The organism is Burkholderia sp. AU17457 (assembly GCF_002223255.1).
Lineage (GTDB): Bacteria > Pseudomonadota > Gammaproteobacteria > Burkholderiales > Burkholderiaceae > Burkholderia > Burkholderia sola.
Genome location: NZ_NKFB01000005.1, coordinates 510,809 through 525,005, shown reverse-complemented (window position 1 = coordinate 525,005; position 14,197 = coordinate 510,809). Strand labels below are relative to the sequence as shown.

Sequence of the window (14,197 nt, the reverse complement as noted above, 5' to 3'; positions counted from 1 at the left end):
GTCGCTCACAGTTGCGATTCGATCGGAAACAGCCCGAGGAACCACACTTCCATCCGCCGCCCGGCGGACACTTCCGGCTCGTGATCGATCTCGGTGACCTTTCCGTCCGCGTCGGTCTGAACCCACTTGAGTCGCCCTTTGCCGGCCGCGTCGGTTCTCGCTTCCACGCGCCATGCGATCTGGTCGAGCCGCGCTTCCAGATCGTTGGCCACCTGGGAGGCGATCGCCGGACTCTCGCAGTAAAGGCCGATCTCCGTATTGAGGTTCAGCGAACGTGGATCGAGATTCATCGACCCGATGAAAATGCTCGTGTGATCGAACACGTAGGTCTTCGCATGCAGCGATGCACGCGACGAGCCGATGATGACCTGCTTCGAAATGCTCTTGTCGCCCGACGGCCGGCGCTCGTAAAGCCGCACGCCCGCATTCACCAGCTCGCTTCGATAGCGGCGGTAGCCGGCATGCACGGCCGCCACGTCGGTCGACGCGAGCGAATTGGTCAGCACCGTCACGCGCACGCCACGCGCCACGAGCGCGCGCAGCCGCTCGACGGCATCCTTGCCCGGCACGAAATACGGCGACACGATCAGCAGGTCGTGCTGCGGCTGCAACGCGAGCGCACGCAACTGCGGCATCAGGTGCCCGTCGCGGTCCTTCGGCGGGTGCGCGATCTTCGACGGATCGTCGTACAGCACCGTCGCATGCCCCCACGACAATTCGGTGCCCTGCCCGTGGACGATCCGGTCGAGCCGCTGCCGGGCCTCGAGCACGTACGGATTGTCTTCCATCGCCCTCAGGTAGTCGCGCAACCGTTCGCGCTCGCGGTCGAGCCCGCCCGGCGCCGCATCGTGTCCGACCAGCGTATCGACCGGATACGCATACGGCGAATTCCAGAACGTATCGAATTCGGTCGAGATGTCCTTCACGACCGGGCCGTGAACGACGACGTCGAGATCGCCGAATTCCAGCATCGACGATGCGCCGAAGTATTCGTCGCCGATATTGCGGCCGCCGACGATCGCCGCCTGGTTGTCCGCGATCATCGCCTTGTTGTGCATGCGCCGGTTGACGCGCGAGAACTCGAACACGGTGCCGATCTTCTTGAACCGGCGCGTGGCCACTGGATTGAACAGCCGGATCTCGATGTTCGGATGCGCGCTGATCTCGAGCAGCTTGCGGTCGTCCGCGTTGGTGCCGAGATCGTCGAGCAGCGCGCGCACGCGCACGCCGCGATCGGCCGCGCGCATGATCGCGTCGGCGAGTTCGTGCCCGGTCAGGTCGTCGTGCCAGATGTAGTATTGAAGGTCCAGCGAGCGGTCGGCGCGGTCGGCGAGCAGCACGCGCGCGTCCAGCGCGTCGACCGGATCGGTCAGCAAATGAAACGCGTCCTGCCCGGGATGGGCGGCTGCCTGCTGGCGAAATGCCGCGCCGAGGCGCGTATTGCCGGTATCGGTAAATGCATGCGTCGGCGCGCGCTCGGCCTGCGGCGGCAGGCTCGCGCACGCGACAAGCATCAGCAACGACAGAATCGCACCCCACGAACGCAGCATGATCATGTTGGCCGCCCCCACTGTCGGGCGAAGTCGGATTGTGTTTGTTCTGGCTGGCTGCCGGACGGAGCGCGGCGCTGGTCCTCGGTGTGCGCGCGACAAAGCAGCGTGCGACCGGATCGCGCCACAGCATACTTCGATTGATATCGGGGCCGCACGCTTTCCGTGTTTCCGCGGTGGCGAAGATGCGACAGCCGGTGCCGACGCGAACGCGAACGCGTTCAATACGGTCGACCGCGCCCAAAGAAAAACCCGCGACGCCTTGCGGCATCGCGGGTTTCGCGGCTTCCCCGGATAACCCTGGAAGCGAATCTGGTGGGCCCCCCGGGAGTCGAACCCGGCACCAACGAATTATGAGTTCGCTGCTCTAACCAAGCATGAGCTAGGGGCCCAGACGAGAAGCAAAGCGTGCTACACGCTCTCCCGGCAACGAGGCCGGGCCGGCATTGTAACAACAAAGACGACAGAGGGAACGAACGCCACCGGCATCATGCGGATACCGGCGGCGTTCGTAGAAGAGACGCTGGAAATCAGTTCCCTTCGAGGAACGACTTCAGCTTGTCGGAACGGCTCGGGTGACGCAGTTTGCGCAGCGCCTTGGCCTCGATCTGACGGATCCGCTCGCGCGTGACGTCGAACTGCTTGCCGACTTCCTCGAGCGTGTGATCGGTGCTCATCTCGATACCGAAACGCATCCGCAGCACCTTCGCCTCGCGCGGCGTCAGCGAATCGAGCACGTCCTTCACGACGTCGCGCATGCTGGCATGCAGCGCGGCATCCGCCGGCGCGACCGTGTTGGTGTCCTCGATGAAGTCGCCGAGATGGGAATCGTCGTCGTCGCCGATCGGCGTTTCCATCGAGATCGGCTCCTTCGCGATCTTCATGATCTTGCGGATCTTGTCTTCCGGCATCTCCATCTTCTCGGCGAGCGTTGCCGGATCCGGCTCGAGACCGGTTTCCTGCAGGATCTGCCGCGAGATGCGGTTCATCTTGTTGATCGTTTCGATCATGTGAACCGGAATACGGATCGTGCGCGCCTGGTCCGCGATCGAGCGCGTGATGGCCTGACGGATCCACCACGTCGCATAGGTCGAGAACTTGTAGCCACGACGGTATTCGAACTTGTCCACCGCCTTCATCAGGCCGATGTTGCCTTCCTGGATCAGGTCGAGGAACTGCAGGCCGCGGTTCGTGTACTTCTTCGCGATCGAGATCACGAGACGCAGGTTCGCCTCGGTCATTTCGCGCTTCGCCTGACGCGCCTTCAGTTCGCCGGCCGCCATCTGGCGGTTGGTTTCCTTCAGGTCCTTCAGCGGCAGCACGACGCGCGCCTGCAGGTCGAGCAGGCGCTGCTGCTGTTCGCGGATCGCCGGGACGTTACGCGACAGCACCGCGCTGTACGGATGGCCTTCCGCGGTAATCTTCTCCGCCCAGTCGAGATCCGTCTCGTTGCCCGGGAAGCGCGCGATGAATTCCGAACGCGGCATGCCGCACTTGTCGACGACGATGTGCAGGATCTGACGCTCGACCTGACGCACTTCGTCCACCTGCGCACGCAGCGTGTCGCACAGGCGTTCGACGGTACGCGCGGTGAAGCGGATCGTCATCAGCTCGCTCTGGATCGTTTCCTGCGCCTTCAGGTAGGCCTTCGACTTGTAGCCTTCCTTCTCGAACGCACGGCGCATCTTGTCGAACCACTCGCTGATCTGCGAGAACTTTTCGAGCGACGCGCGCTTGAGGGCTTCGAGTTGGGCGGCATTCGCCGATGCCTGCGCGGCACCGTCGTCCTCCTCCTCTTCCTCCTCTTCCTCTTCCTCTTCGGCTTCCTCGTCCTCGTTCTCGATGGCTTCCGCTTCCTTCGCGGAGAAGCCGTCCGTATCGGCCGCGTCCGCGGCGTTCGGATCGAGCAGGCCGTCGACGAGCTCGTCGACGCGGATCTCTTCGTTCGCGACGCGTTCGGCCATCGCGAGGATGTCGGCAATCGTCGTCGGGCACGCGGAGATGGCCATCACCATGTGGCGCAGGCCGTCCTCGATCCGCTTCGCGATCTCGATTTCGCCTTCGCGCGTGAGCAGCTCGACCGTGCCCATTTCGCGCATGTACATCCGGACCGGATCGGTCGTGCGGCCGAATTCCGAATCGACGGTGGACAGCGCGACTTCCGCTTCCTCTTCGACTTCATCGTCCGACGACGCGGCGGGCGCGTTGTCGTTCAGGAGCAGCGTTTCCGCGTCCGGCGCCTGCTCGTAAACCGCCACGCCCATGTCGTTGAACGTGCCGATGATGCCCTCGAGGGCCTCGGTCTCGGTGAAGTTGTCCGGCAGGTGGTCGTTGATTTCGGCGTACGTGAGGAAGCCGCGCTCCTTGCCGAGCTTGATCAGCGCGCGCAGTTTCACGCGGCGCTCTTCGAGCTCCTCGGCCGTGCCCGGCGTGCTCGTCGCGAACGCTTCCTTCAGCAGCGCCTTTTCCTTGGCGCGACGATCGCGCACCTTGGACTTGCCCGGTGCAGCCGCCGCTGCGGGCTGCTCGTCGCTCTGATTTGCGTCGTCTTCGACGGATACTTCGTTCAGCTTTTTGGTCATGGAGTTCGCCGTACCGGCTATATCGACTCGCGGCTGCTGGACGACAGCCGGTTGAACCGTGGGTGCATGAGTAGTACGTACTGCCGTTTCGTCCGCGTCGGCAGTCGTGTCCCTTGCGCTTTTCGCACTTGCCCGCTTCGCCGCCGGCTTGGCCGGCCCGGAGTCGGGTCTGGCGGCAGCCCGTGTTCTGGCTGCCGGCGCCGGCGCAGCCTGAGCAGTGCCGGCCGCGGTTTTCTTTCCTGCAGGGGCTGACGTGGCTGAAGACGTTGTCCTGGCGGAAGAAGCAGACTTGGCCGCTGTGACCTTCTTGGTCGGCTCCGTCGAGCCCTTGCCTGTTGCTTTCTTTCCGCCTGTCGTCTTTGCCATCGCGATTCTCGCCTCTGCTTGGAAAACAAACCGCTGGAAACCTTATATTATAGCACGCTGGGGAGCCCTCTCTAAGCGCCCCAGCCGCCTACAGCCCGAGCCGACGCTTCATGTCGGTTCGCTGCTGGTTCAATTCCGTCAATTCAGCCAATTCCTCGGGGGTGAACGTGGATTGCCGCGCCAGCCTGTCCAGCCGGTCGCAGCAGGCGTCATAGCGCATCTTGAGCACCGCTGCCTGCAGCTCCTCCCCCGCAATCCGCTCCTGCTCACGCTGCCGCTCGGGCACCGTCTCGTCTTCCGGATTCTGTAACAGCAAATCGCGGACGTTTTCATCATAGTCCAGAATTTCGCGGAAGATTTCCTCGTAAGTCGCCCCGTTCGAGGACGTCCTCAGGACATCCGACAACAGCCGGAACTCCGCGCCGTCGCCCAGCGCACGCGCATGATCGACGACTTCCGCGAACAGCTCGCCGATGCGCGGCAGCGCGCGCAGGGTCGCAATCTGTTCGTCGTCGAGTTGCGATGCGACGCGCGGATGCATCACCAGCGTGCGCAATGCGCGCTTTTCGCTGTCCGTCACGCGGCGCCGCTCGCTGCGCGCGGGCGCCTGCCGCGGCGGCGCCGCGATGCGCGTATCGACGTCGGAAAGCGCCGCGACCTCTTCGAACGGGATATCGAGACGATCGGCGAACATGTGCATGATCTGCGCGCGCAACGCGTTCGCGGGTAGCGCCTGCAACAGCGGCTTCGCATCGAACAGCGCTTTCGCGCGGCCTTCCGGCTGATCGAGCGCCTTGCCGGCAATTGCTTCGTTCAACAGAAATTGCGACAGCGGCATCGCGCGTTCGACCTGCTCGGAGAACGCGTCCGCGCCGAACTCGCGCACGTAGCTGTCCGGATCGTGCTCGGTCGGCAGAAAAAGGAACCGGATCGTACGGTTGTCGCCCGCATGCGGCAGGCAGGCCTCGAGCGCGCGCCGGGCCGCGCGCCGCCCGGCCGAATCGCCGTCGAAACTGAAAATCACGGTGTCGGTCTGACGCAGCAGCTTCTGTACGTGAATCGGCGTGCACGCGGTGCCGAGCGTCGCGACCGCGTTCGGAAAGCCGAGCTGCGCGAGCGCGACGACGTCCATGTAGCCTTCGACGACCAGCACGTACTTGCGCTCGCGAATCGCGAGGCGCGCCTCGAACAGGCCGTACAGCTCGCTGCCCTTGTTGAACAACGGCGTTTCCGGCGAGTTCAGGTACTTCGGCTCGCCGCTGCCGAGCACGCGGCCGCCGAAACCGATCACCTGTCCCTTCACGTTGCGGATCGGGAACATGATCCGCTCCCGGAACCGGTCGTAGCGGCGCGCGACGCCCTGCGCGTCGGTTTTCTCGCTGACGATCACGAGCCCCGCCTCGACGAGCGACTCGTCGCGATAGTCGGGAAACGCGGCTTCGAGGTTCTGCCAGCCGTCCGGCGCATAGCCGAGACCGAAGCGCGCGGCGATCTCGCCGGTCAGGCCCCGGTTCTTCAGGTACTGGATCGCGACGGTCGCGCCGCGCAACTGCTTGCGGTAGTAGTCGCACGCCGCCGTCATCGCATCGGACAGCGCCGTCGCCACCGATTTCGACACGGGCGCCGGATAGTCGCCGCCACCGCCTCCGCCCCCACCGCCGCGCATCGACGGCTCGTGCGGCACGGTCAGCCCGACGGATTGCGCGAGTTCCTGCACGGCTTCCGGGAACGTGAGCCCCGCGTGCTCCATCAGAAAGCCGATCGCCGTGCCGTGCGCGCCGCAACCGAAGCAGTGATAGAACTGCTTGGTCGGGCTGACGGTAAACGACGGGCTCTTCTCGTTGTGGAACGGGCACAGCCCCATGAAGTTGGCGCCGCCCTTCTTGAGCTGCACGTACCGGCCCACCACGTCGACGATATCGACGCGGTTCAGCAAATCCTGCAGGAACGAATGCGGAATCACCGTGGGATCGAGCGAAAAAAGACAATACGACGCCCGGCGCACGCATCGCTGGGCGCGCCGGGAACGGGTTTTACTTCGTGAGCGCGGCCTTGACCTGTGCGGAAACGGCCGTCATGTCGGCACGGCCGGCGAGCTTGCCCTTCAGCACGCCCATCACCTTGCCCATGTCCTGCGGGCCGGCTGCGCCGGTTTGCGCGACCGCCGCCTGGACCTCGGCCGCCACTTCGGCGTCCGACAGTTGCGCGGGCATGTAACCGCCCAGCACGGCCAGCTCGGCCTGCTCCTTCGCGACGAGATCGTCACGGCCGGCCGCCTGGAACTGGCTGATCGAATCCTTGCGCTGCTTGATCATCTTGTCGATCACGGCCGTGATGCCCGCGTCGTCGAGCGTGACCCGGTCATCGACTTCGCGCTGCTTGATCGCGGCCATCAGCAGGCGAATCGTTGCCAGGCGCTCGCTTTCCTTCGCGCGCATCGCGGCCTTCATGTCTTCGCTGATCTGCTCTTTCAAACTCATCTTTCACCCGGGATGGAAACGTGAATCCGACGCCCGCGAACGGGCGTCAACACAAAAACCCGCTTGGGACATTGTCTCAAGCGGGTTGCTCGAATCCGGCATCGGCGACTCGCCGCCTGATCGGCTGCGCGACCGCACCCGATCGCACGGAGTCGCCGGTGCGCCGCTCAGCGAACCGCGCGGCGCCCAATCGTTCAGTACAGCTTCTTCGGCAGCGTCTGGCTGCGAATACGCTTGTAATGACGCTTCACCGCAGCGGCCTTCTTGCGCTTGCGTTCTGCGGTCGGCTTCTCGTAAAACTCGCGCGCACGAAGCTCGGTCAACAGACCGTTCTTCTCGATCGTGCGCTTGAAGCGACGCATTGCAACTTCGAACGGCTCGTTCTCTTTAACGCGAATGATCGTCATGATCCGACACGAATAAAGGTTTGCAGGGAAAGACTACCGAGTATAGCAGAGCGATTGCTCGAAGGCACGGACCCCAGCCCGCCGGAACGGCGCCGGCCGGCGCGTCAGGCGCCGCGCGCGTACTCGGCCGCGGCCTGCCCGGCCGCCGTGCCGGACGCCCACGCCCACTGGAAGTTGTAGCCGCCGAGCCAGCCCGTCACGTCCACCGCCTCGCCGACGAAGAACAGCCCGGGCACGCGCGCGCTCATCATCGTCGCCGACGACAGCTCCCGCGTATCGACCCCGCCCTTCGTCACTTCGGCCTTCTTGTAGCCTTCGGTGCCGTTCGGCGTCAGCGTCCAGCCGGACAGCGCGTCGCCGATCTGCCGCAGCGTCTTGTCGGGCAGGTCCGCGAGCCGCGCGTCGGCCGCGACGCGATGCGTGTCGAGCCACGCATGCGCGAGGCGCGACGGCACCCAGTCGGCGAGCAGCGAACCGATCTGGCGCTTCGACGTGCGTTTCGCGTCGAGCAGATCGGCCACGGTGTCGCGCTGCGGCAGCAGGTCGACGTGGATCGGGTCGCCGGGCTGCCAGTAGCTGGAAATCTGCAGGATGCCCGGCCCGGACAGCCCGCGATGGGTCAACAGCAGGTCCTCGACGAATTCGCCGCCGCGCTTTTTGTCGCCGGTCGACACGCGCACTTCGAGCGACACGCCGGACAGCGGCGCGAACGGCGCCCAGTCCTGCGGCGCGAACGTCAGCGGCACGAGGGCGGGCCGCGTATCGACGAGCTTGTGGCCGAACTGCTTCGCGAGCCGGTAGCCGAAGTCGGTCGCGCCGATCTTCGGGATCGACAGGCCGCCGGTCGCGACGATCAGCGCGCGCGCGCCGATCCGGCCGGCCTGCTGCGTGTCGAGCGTGAAGCCGTCGGCCGGCGCATGGCGCACCGCGTCGACGACGACGGGCCGGCGCCACGCGATGCCGCCCGCATCGCACTCGTGCTTCAGCACGTCGATGATCGCATCGCTGCCGTGGTCGCAAAAGAGCTGCCCCTTGTGCTTTTCGTGCCAGGTCACGTGATGGCGCTTGAGCAGCCCGAGGAAGTCGCGCGGCGTATAGCGCGCCAGCGCCGAACGCGCGAAATGCGGATTCGACGACAGGTAGTTGTCGGGTCCGGCGTACAGGTTCGTGAAGTTGCAGCGGCCGCCGCCCGAGATGCGGATTTTCTCGGCGAGCCGCGGCGCGTGATCGATCAGCACGACGCGACGGCCGAGCTGCCCGGCGACCGCGGCGCTCATCATGCCGGCGGCGCCCGCGCCGATCACGGCGATGTCATAAGTTTCCATGGCGCGGATTGTACCTGCCCGGCCTCGCGCCCGGGCCGCCCGCGGCGGCGGCGAGCCCCTGCCTGCTATAATTTCATGTTACGTCGACCTACCCGCGGCGCGTCCGAAACGGCGCGCCCTGCCCTCACCCATGCTCGTTCTCGGCATCGAAAGCTCCTGCGACGAAACCGGCCTCGCGCTTTACGACACGCAGCGCGGCCTGCTCGCGCACGCGCTCCATTCGCAGATCGCGATGCACCGCGACTACGGCGGCGTCGTGCCCGAGCTCGCGTCGCGCGACCACATCCGTCGCGCGCTGCCGCTGCTCGAGGAAGTGATGGCGCAAAGCGGCACGCGCCGCGACGACATCGACGCGATCGCGTTCACGCAGGGCCCCGGCCTCGCCGGCGCGCTGCTGGTCGGCGCGAGCATCGCGAATGCGCTCGCGCTCGCGTGGAACAAGCCGACCGTCGGCATCCATCACCTTGAAGGCCACCTGCTGTCGCCGTTGCTGGTCGACGAGCCGCCGCCGTTCCCGTTCGTGGCGCTGCTGGTTTCCGGCGGCCATACGCAACTGATGCGCGTGACCGACGTCGGCGTGTACGAGACGCTCGGCGAAACGCTCGACGACGCGGCCGGCGAAGCGTTCGACAAGACGGCGAAGCTGATCGGTCTCGGCTATCCGGGCGGCCCCGAAGTATCGAAGCTCGCCGAAACGGGCACGCCGGGCGCGGTCGTGCTGCCGCGTCCGATGCTGCATTCGGGCGATCTCGACTTCAGCTTCAGCGGCCTGAAGACGGCCGTGCTCACGCAGATGAAGAAATTCGAAGCGGCGAAGCTCGAGGGCGAAGCACTCGAACGCGCGAAGGCCGACCTTGCGCGCGGCTTCGTCGATGCGGCCGTCGACGTGCTCGTCGCGAAGTCGCTCGCCGCGCTGAAACAGACGAAGCTCAAGCGCCTCGTGGTCGCGGGCGGCGTCGGCGCGAACCGCCAGTTGCGCGCCGCATTGTCGGCGGCCGCGGCCAAGCGCGGCTTCGACGTGCACTACCCCGATCTCGCGCTGTGCACCGACAACGGCGCGATGATCGCGCTCGCGGGCGCGCTGCGGCTCGGCCGCTGGCCCGAACAGGCGAATGCCGATTACGCGTTCACGGTGAAGCCGCGCTGGGATCTCGCGTCGCTCGCAAGCTGAATCGCGCCACGCGATGCCTCGAGCAGGAAAACAAAAAGGCCGCTCGGTTCCGAGCGGCCTTCGTCATTGGCGGAACAAAACGCCGCGGCGTTATGCAGCCAGCCGCTTGTCGCGCTCAATCAGCGCATACGCGCTGTGATTGTGGATCGACTCGAAGTTCTCGGCTTCGAGCACGTACGCGATCACCCGCTCGTCCGCATCGAGACGCTGCGCGACGTCACGCACGAGATCCTCGACGAACTTCGGGTTCTCGTATGCACGCTCGGTGACGAACTTCTCGTCCGGACGCTTCAGCAGCCCCCACAGTTCGCACGACGCCTCCTCTTCCGCGATGCGGATCAGCGCCTCGACCGGCAGATCGGCGGCCAGCTCCGCATCGATCGTCACGTGCGAGCGCTGGTTGTGCGCGCCGTACTGCGAGATCTTCTTCGAGCACGGGCACAGGCTCGTCACCGGCACGAGCACTTTCAGGAACAGGCGCGTGTCGCCGTTGCGGCTTTCGCCCGCGAGCGTCACTTCATAGTCGAGCAGGCTCTGCACGCCGGACACCGGCGCCGTCTTGTTCACGAAATACGGGAACGTGACCTCGATGCGGCCGGCCTCGGCTTCGAGCTTCACGAGCATCGACGCGAGCATCGCGCGGAAGCGCTCGACCGTCAGCGGCACGCGATTCTCTTCGAGCAGCGCGACGAAGCGCGACATGTGCGTGCCTTTCTGGTCGGCCGGCAGATGGACGTCGAGGTTCCAGACACCGACGGTCGGTTGCACGTCGCCGCTCTCGGTACACACCGTCAACGGATGCCGAACCGCCTTCACGCCCACGCGCTGAATCGGGATCTGACGGGTATCCACCGTGCTCTGCACGTCGGGCATCACGAAGGCGGGATTCATCTGGTTCATTTGTTCAATCCTTGTAAGCCGCGCGTCCGACGACGCGCACGCCGCATCATGCGGCGGCCGGAAAAGCAACATGGGCCCGCAGGCCCATGTTTTCCGCATCAATGAAGACCGGTTGCACCAGTCGCACCGACGCCGCCCGCGGGCGGCGTCGGCTTATGCGACGCGCTTCGCCTGACCGGCGACATCGGCCGCCGGATTCAGAAAGCGTTCGCGAATCGATTTCGCGATGCCCGCGCCGTCGAGGCCGCATTGCGACAACAGCTTCGCGGGGTCACCGTGATCGATGAACAGGTCAGGGAGGCCCAATTGTAGTACGGGTCGGATAACCCCACTCTCCATCAGGGCTTCGACGCACGCCGAGCCCGCGCCACCCATCACGCAGCCTTCCTCGACCGTGACGACGTAGTCGTGCGTTTCGGCGAGCTCGCGCACGAGCGCCGCGTCGATCGGCTTCACGAAGCGCATGTTCGCGACCGTTGCATCGAGTTCCTCGGCGGCGGCAAGCGACGGCGCCACCATCGTGCCGAACGCGAGGATCGCGACGCGCTTGCCTTCCGGCTGCGACGTGCGGCGCCGCACTTCGCCCTTGCCGACCGGGATCTCGGTGAATTCCTTCACCGTCGCCACGCCCGTGCCCGCGCCGCGCGGATAGCGCACCGCGGTCGGGTTCGGTTGCTGCAGCGCCGTATGCAGCATCTGGCGGCACTCGTTCTCGTCGGATGCGGCCATGATCGTCATGTTCGGGATGCAGCGCATGAACGCGAGATCGTACGCACCCGCATGCGTCGCGCCGTCCGCGCCGACGAGACCCGCGCGGTCGATCGCGAACACGACCGGCAGATTCTGCAGCGCGACGTCGTGGATCAGCTGGTCGTACGCACGTTGCAGGAACGTCGAGTAGATCGCGACGACGGGCTTCAGCCCTTCGGTCGCGAGACCGCCCGCGAACGTCACCGCGTGCTGCTCGGCGATGCCGACGTCGTAGTAGCGATCCTTGAAGCGCTTCTCGAATTCGACCATGCCGGAGCCTTCGCGCATCGCGGGCGTGATGCCGACCACGCGCGTATCGCGCTCGGCTTCGTCGCACAGCCACTCGCCGAACACCTGCGTGTAAGTCTTCTTCGCAGGGGTGGTCGACGGCTTGATGCCTTCGGCCGGATTGAACTTGCCGGGGCCGTGATAGAGCACGGGATCCGCTTCGGCGAGCTTGTAGCCCTGGCCTTTCTTCGTCACCACGTGCAGGAACTGCGGGCCGCGCAGTTCGCGGATGTTCTGCAGCGTCGGGATCAGCGAATCGAGATCGTGACCGTCGATCGGGCCGATGTAGTTGAAGCCGAACTCCTCGAACAGCGTGGCCGGCACGACCATGCCCTTCGCGTGCTCCTCGAGCTTGCGCGCAAGTTCGAGCACCGGCGGCGCCACGCTCAGCACGCGCTCGACGCCCGCGCGCGCGGCCGCATAGAAGCGGCCCGACATCAAGCGGGCGAGATGGCGATTCAGCGCGCCGACCGGCGGCGAGATCGACATGTCGTTGTCGTTCAGGATCACGAGCACTTTCGCATCTTCCGACACGCCCGCGTTGTTCATCGCCTCGAACGCCATGCCGGCCGTCATCGCGCCGTCGCCGATCACGGCGATCGAGAAGCGGTCGTCGCCGTTCAGCTGGCTGCCGATCGCCATCCCGAGCGCGGCCGAGATCGACGTGCTCGAGTGCGCGGTGCCGAACGTGTCGTATTCCGACTCCGAACGGCGCGGGAAACCCGAGATGCCGTCCTGCTGACGCAGCGAGTGCATCTGGTCGCGGCGGCCCGTCAGGATCTTGTGCGGGTAGGTCTGGTGACCCACGTCCCAGACGATGCGATCGTTCGGCGTGTCGAACACGTAGTGCAACGCGATCGTCAGCTCGACCGTCCCGAGGTTGGACGACAAATGGCCGCCCGTCTTCGACACGCTGTCGAGCACGAACGCGCGCAGTTCATCCGCGAGCGGTTGCAGTTGGCGACGATCGAGGCGGCGCAAATCCGCCGGGTCGTCGATGGTTTTCAGCAAGTCGTACATCGTCGTTCCATTGTAGGAAATCAAACGCGCCCGCATTCTTTTGCACGCACCGTAGCATGTGCGCGGCGGCGGGCTTTCGCGTCAGCTGACCCGGTTCACTACCAGGTCGGCAAGTTCGGCGAGACGCTGTGCGCGTGCGCCGAACGGTTTCAGCGCGTCGTGCGCTTCGGCGCGCAGCTGCGCTGCCAGCTCGCGCGACGCCTCGAGACCGAGGATCGATACATAGGTCGGCTTGTCGTTCGCCGCGTCCTTGCCGGCCGTCTTGCCGAGCGTCGCCGAATCGGTCGTGACGTCGAGAATGTCGTCGACAACCTGGAAGGCCAGGCCCACGGCGCCCGCGTAAACATCCAGCGCGGCCATCGTTTCCGCCGACGGCGTCTCGCCGGCCAGCGCGCCCATCCGTACGGCCGCGCGCAGCAATGCGCCCGTCTTCATCCGGTGCATCGTCTCGAGCTGTTCGCGCGTCAGCTTCAGGCCGACGCTCGCCAGGTCGATCGCCTGCCCGCCGGCCATGCCGATCGAGCCGCTCGCGAGCGCCAGCTCGCGCACGAGCGCCGCCTGCTGCACCGGCGACAGCGCATCGGCGTCGGTCAACGCGACGAACGCCTGCGACTGCAGCGCGTCGCCGACCAGCAGCGCCGTCGGCTCGTCGTACTGCACGTGCACGGTCGGTTTGCCGCGACGCAGCGCGTCGTCGTCCATGCACGGCATGTCGTCGTGCACGAGCGAGTAGACGTGGATCATCTCCAGCGCCGCCGCCGCCGCGTTGCGCGCCGCTTCCGTCGCGCCGGTCAGTTCGCCTGCTGCATGGCACAGCAGCGGGCGAACGCGTTTGCCGCCACCGAGGACCGCATAGCGCATCGCCTCGTGAAGTTTCGCGGGCGTCGCGGTTTCGGCCGGCAGATAGTGGCCGAGTGCGTCCTCGACACGGTCAAGCACGGACCGCATCCATTGTTCGAATGTCATAGATCGTCGTCTTCGCCGTCCGTGGCGGCCGTTCCGGACGAAAGCGGCTTCAGCGTCGCGCCGTCGAGCACGCGAACCTGCTGCTCCACTTTCTCGAGCTGCTGTTGGCAAAACGCAACGAGGGTCGCACCGCGGCGATACGCCGCCAGCGAATCCTCGAGGCTCAACGCGCCGCCTTCCATCCGGGCAACCAGCGTCTCGAGTTCCGCCAGCGCCATCTCGTAATTGTCCGGCAACGGTTCGGTGCCATTGCCGGGCGGCGTGGCGCCTGGGGATGCGGTTTTCGCCATGGACGAGGGTGTCAAATTTCAAAACAAGTCGGACATTCTACGGCAAAAGAGAATTTTCCGACCTGCCGTGTTGGGCGCCCGCGCACAATTCCGGCCCCATCT

General features: G+C 65.7%; 11 protein-coding genes and 1 tRNA gene. 1 reads left to right on the top strand and 11 read right to left on the bottom strand.

All coding sequences use genetic code 11. The features are described from left to right. Nucleotides 1–5: 5 nt before the first annotated feature. From CFB49_RS19615 to CFB49_RS19585, 7 genes are all read right to left on the bottom strand, one after another. The gene (locus CFB49_RS19615) at nt 6–1,556 is read right to left on the bottom strand and encodes a phospholipase D family protein (RefSeq protein WP_089492079.1); all 1,551 of its coding nucleotides are present in this window, start codon (nt 1,554–1,556) and stop codon (nt 6–8) included. A 307-nt stretch (nt 1,557–1,863) separates the two neighbouring features. Next, nucleotides 1,864–1,942 (bottom strand) — tRNA-Ile (locus CFB49_RS19610). Nucleotides 1,943–2,080: 138 nt separating this feature from the next. Continuing rightward, on the bottom strand, nt 2,081–4,498 hold the full coding sequence (gene rpoD / locus CFB49_RS19605) for an RNA polymerase sigma factor RpoD (protein WP_089492078.1): 2,418 nt from the start codon (nt 4,496–4,498) through the stop codon (nt 2,081–2,083). Between the two features lie 88 nt (nt 4,499–4,586). Next, on the bottom strand, nt 4,587–6,461 hold the full coding sequence (dnaG, locus tag CFB49_RS19600; RefSeq protein ID WP_089436162.1) for a DNA primase: 1,875 nt from the start codon (nt 6,459–6,461) through the stop codon (nt 4,587–4,589). Nucleotides 6,462–6,531: 70 nt separating this feature from the next. After that, nucleotides 6,532–6,978 carry a GatB/YqeY domain-containing protein gene (locus tag CFB49_RS19595; RefSeq protein WP_050011331.1) on the bottom strand — a complete coding sequence of 149 codons (447 nt, stop codon included), beginning with the start codon at nt 6,976–6,978 and terminating at the stop codon, nt 6,532–6,534. Nucleotides 6,979–7,172: 194 nt separating this feature from the next. Further along, nucleotides 7,173–7,385 (bottom strand): 30S ribosomal protein S21, encoded by a 213-nt coding sequence (rpsU, locus tag CFB49_RS19590; RefSeq protein WP_006479415.1) that lies wholly within the window; start codon nt 7,383–7,385, stop codon nt 7,173–7,175. A 104-nt stretch (nt 7,386–7,489) separates the two neighbouring features. Next, on the bottom strand, nt 7,490–8,719 hold the full coding sequence (locus tag CFB49_RS19585) for an NAD(P)/FAD-dependent oxidoreductase (RefSeq protein ID WP_256979916.1): 1,230 nt from the start codon (nt 8,717–8,719) through the stop codon (nt 7,490–7,492). 121 nt (nt 8,720–8,840) lie between these two features. Between CFB49_RS19585 and tsaD the strand changes: the two genes are divergently transcribed. Next, a complete protein-coding gene (gene tsaD / locus CFB49_RS19580; protein ID WP_089492076.1) occupies nt 8,841–9,881 on the top strand; it encodes a tRNA (adenosine(37)-N6)-threonylcarbamoyltransferase complex transferase subunit TsaD in 1,041 nt (346 codons plus the stop codon). Nucleotides 9,882–9,971: 90 nt separating this feature from the next. Here tsaD and folE2 read toward each other — a convergent pair whose 3' ends face one another. The 4 genes from folE2 to CFB49_RS19560 form a co-directional block, all read right to left on the bottom strand. Next, nucleotides 9,972–10,781 carry a GTP cyclohydrolase FolE2 gene (gene folE2 / locus CFB49_RS19575; RefSeq protein WP_089492075.1) on the bottom strand — a complete coding sequence of 270 codons (810 nt, stop codon included), beginning with the start codon at nt 10,779–10,781 and terminating at the stop codon, nt 9,972–9,974. Between the two features lie 153 nt (nt 10,782–10,934). Beyond that, nucleotides 10,935–12,839, bottom strand: coding sequence for a 1-deoxy-D-xylulose-5-phosphate synthase (dxs, locus tag CFB49_RS19570; protein ID WP_069618509.1), 1,905 nt, complete (start codon nt 12,837–12,839; stop codon nt 10,935–10,937). An 81-nt stretch (nt 12,840–12,920) separates the two neighbouring features. Beyond that, nucleotides 12,921–13,805 carry a polyprenyl synthetase family protein gene (locus tag CFB49_RS19565; protein ID WP_050011336.1) on the bottom strand — a complete coding sequence of 295 codons (885 nt, stop codon included), beginning with the start codon at nt 13,803–13,805 and terminating at the stop codon, nt 12,921–12,923. Beyond that, nucleotides 13,802–14,095: an exodeoxyribonuclease VII small subunit gene (locus tag CFB49_RS19560; RefSeq protein WP_006479428.1), complete on the bottom strand. Its 294-nt coding sequence runs from the start codon at nt 14,093–14,095 to the stop codon at nt 13,802–13,804. The genes CFB49_RS19565 and CFB49_RS19560 overlap by 4 nt, the downstream gene beginning before the upstream one ends. Nucleotides 14,096–14,197: the final 102 nt, after the last annotated feature.

Bases quoted from the DNA above. Each gene is read 5' to 3' on its own strand.
- CFB49_RS19595 (WP_050011331.1), bottom strand. From the start codon at position 6,978: ATGAGTTTGAAAGAGCAGATCAGCGAAGACATGAAGGCCGCGATGCGC.
- CFB49_RS19565 (WP_050011336.1), bottom strand. From the start codon at position 13,805: ATGACATTCGAACAATGGATGCGGTCCGTGCTTGACCGTGTCGAGGAC.
- CFB49_RS19560 (WP_006479428.1), bottom strand. From the start codon at position 14,095: ATGGCGAAAACCGCATCCCCAGGCGCCACGCCGCCCGGCAATGGCACC.
- CFB49_RS19615 (WP_089492079.1), bottom strand. From the start codon at position 1,556: ATGATCATGCTGCGTTCGTGGGGTGCGATTCTGTCGTTGCTGATGCTT.
- folE2 (WP_089492075.1), bottom strand. From the start codon at position 10,781: ATGAACCAGATGAATCCCGCCTTCGTGATGCCCGACGTGCAGAGCACG.
- rpsU (WP_006479415.1), bottom strand. From the start codon at position 7,385: ATGACGATCATTCGCGTTAAAGAGAACGAGCCGTTCGAAGTTGCAATG.
- rpoD (WP_089492078.1), bottom strand. From the start codon at position 4,498: ATGGCAAAGACGACAGGCGGAAAGAAAGCAACAGGCAAGGGCTCGACG.
- tsaD (WP_089492076.1), top strand. From the start codon at position 8,841: ATGCTCGTTCTCGGCATCGAAAGCTCCTGCGACGAAACCGGCCTCGCG.
- dxs (WP_069618509.1), bottom strand. From the start codon at position 12,839: ATGTACGACTTGCTGAAAACCATCGACGACCCGGCGGATTTGCGCCGC.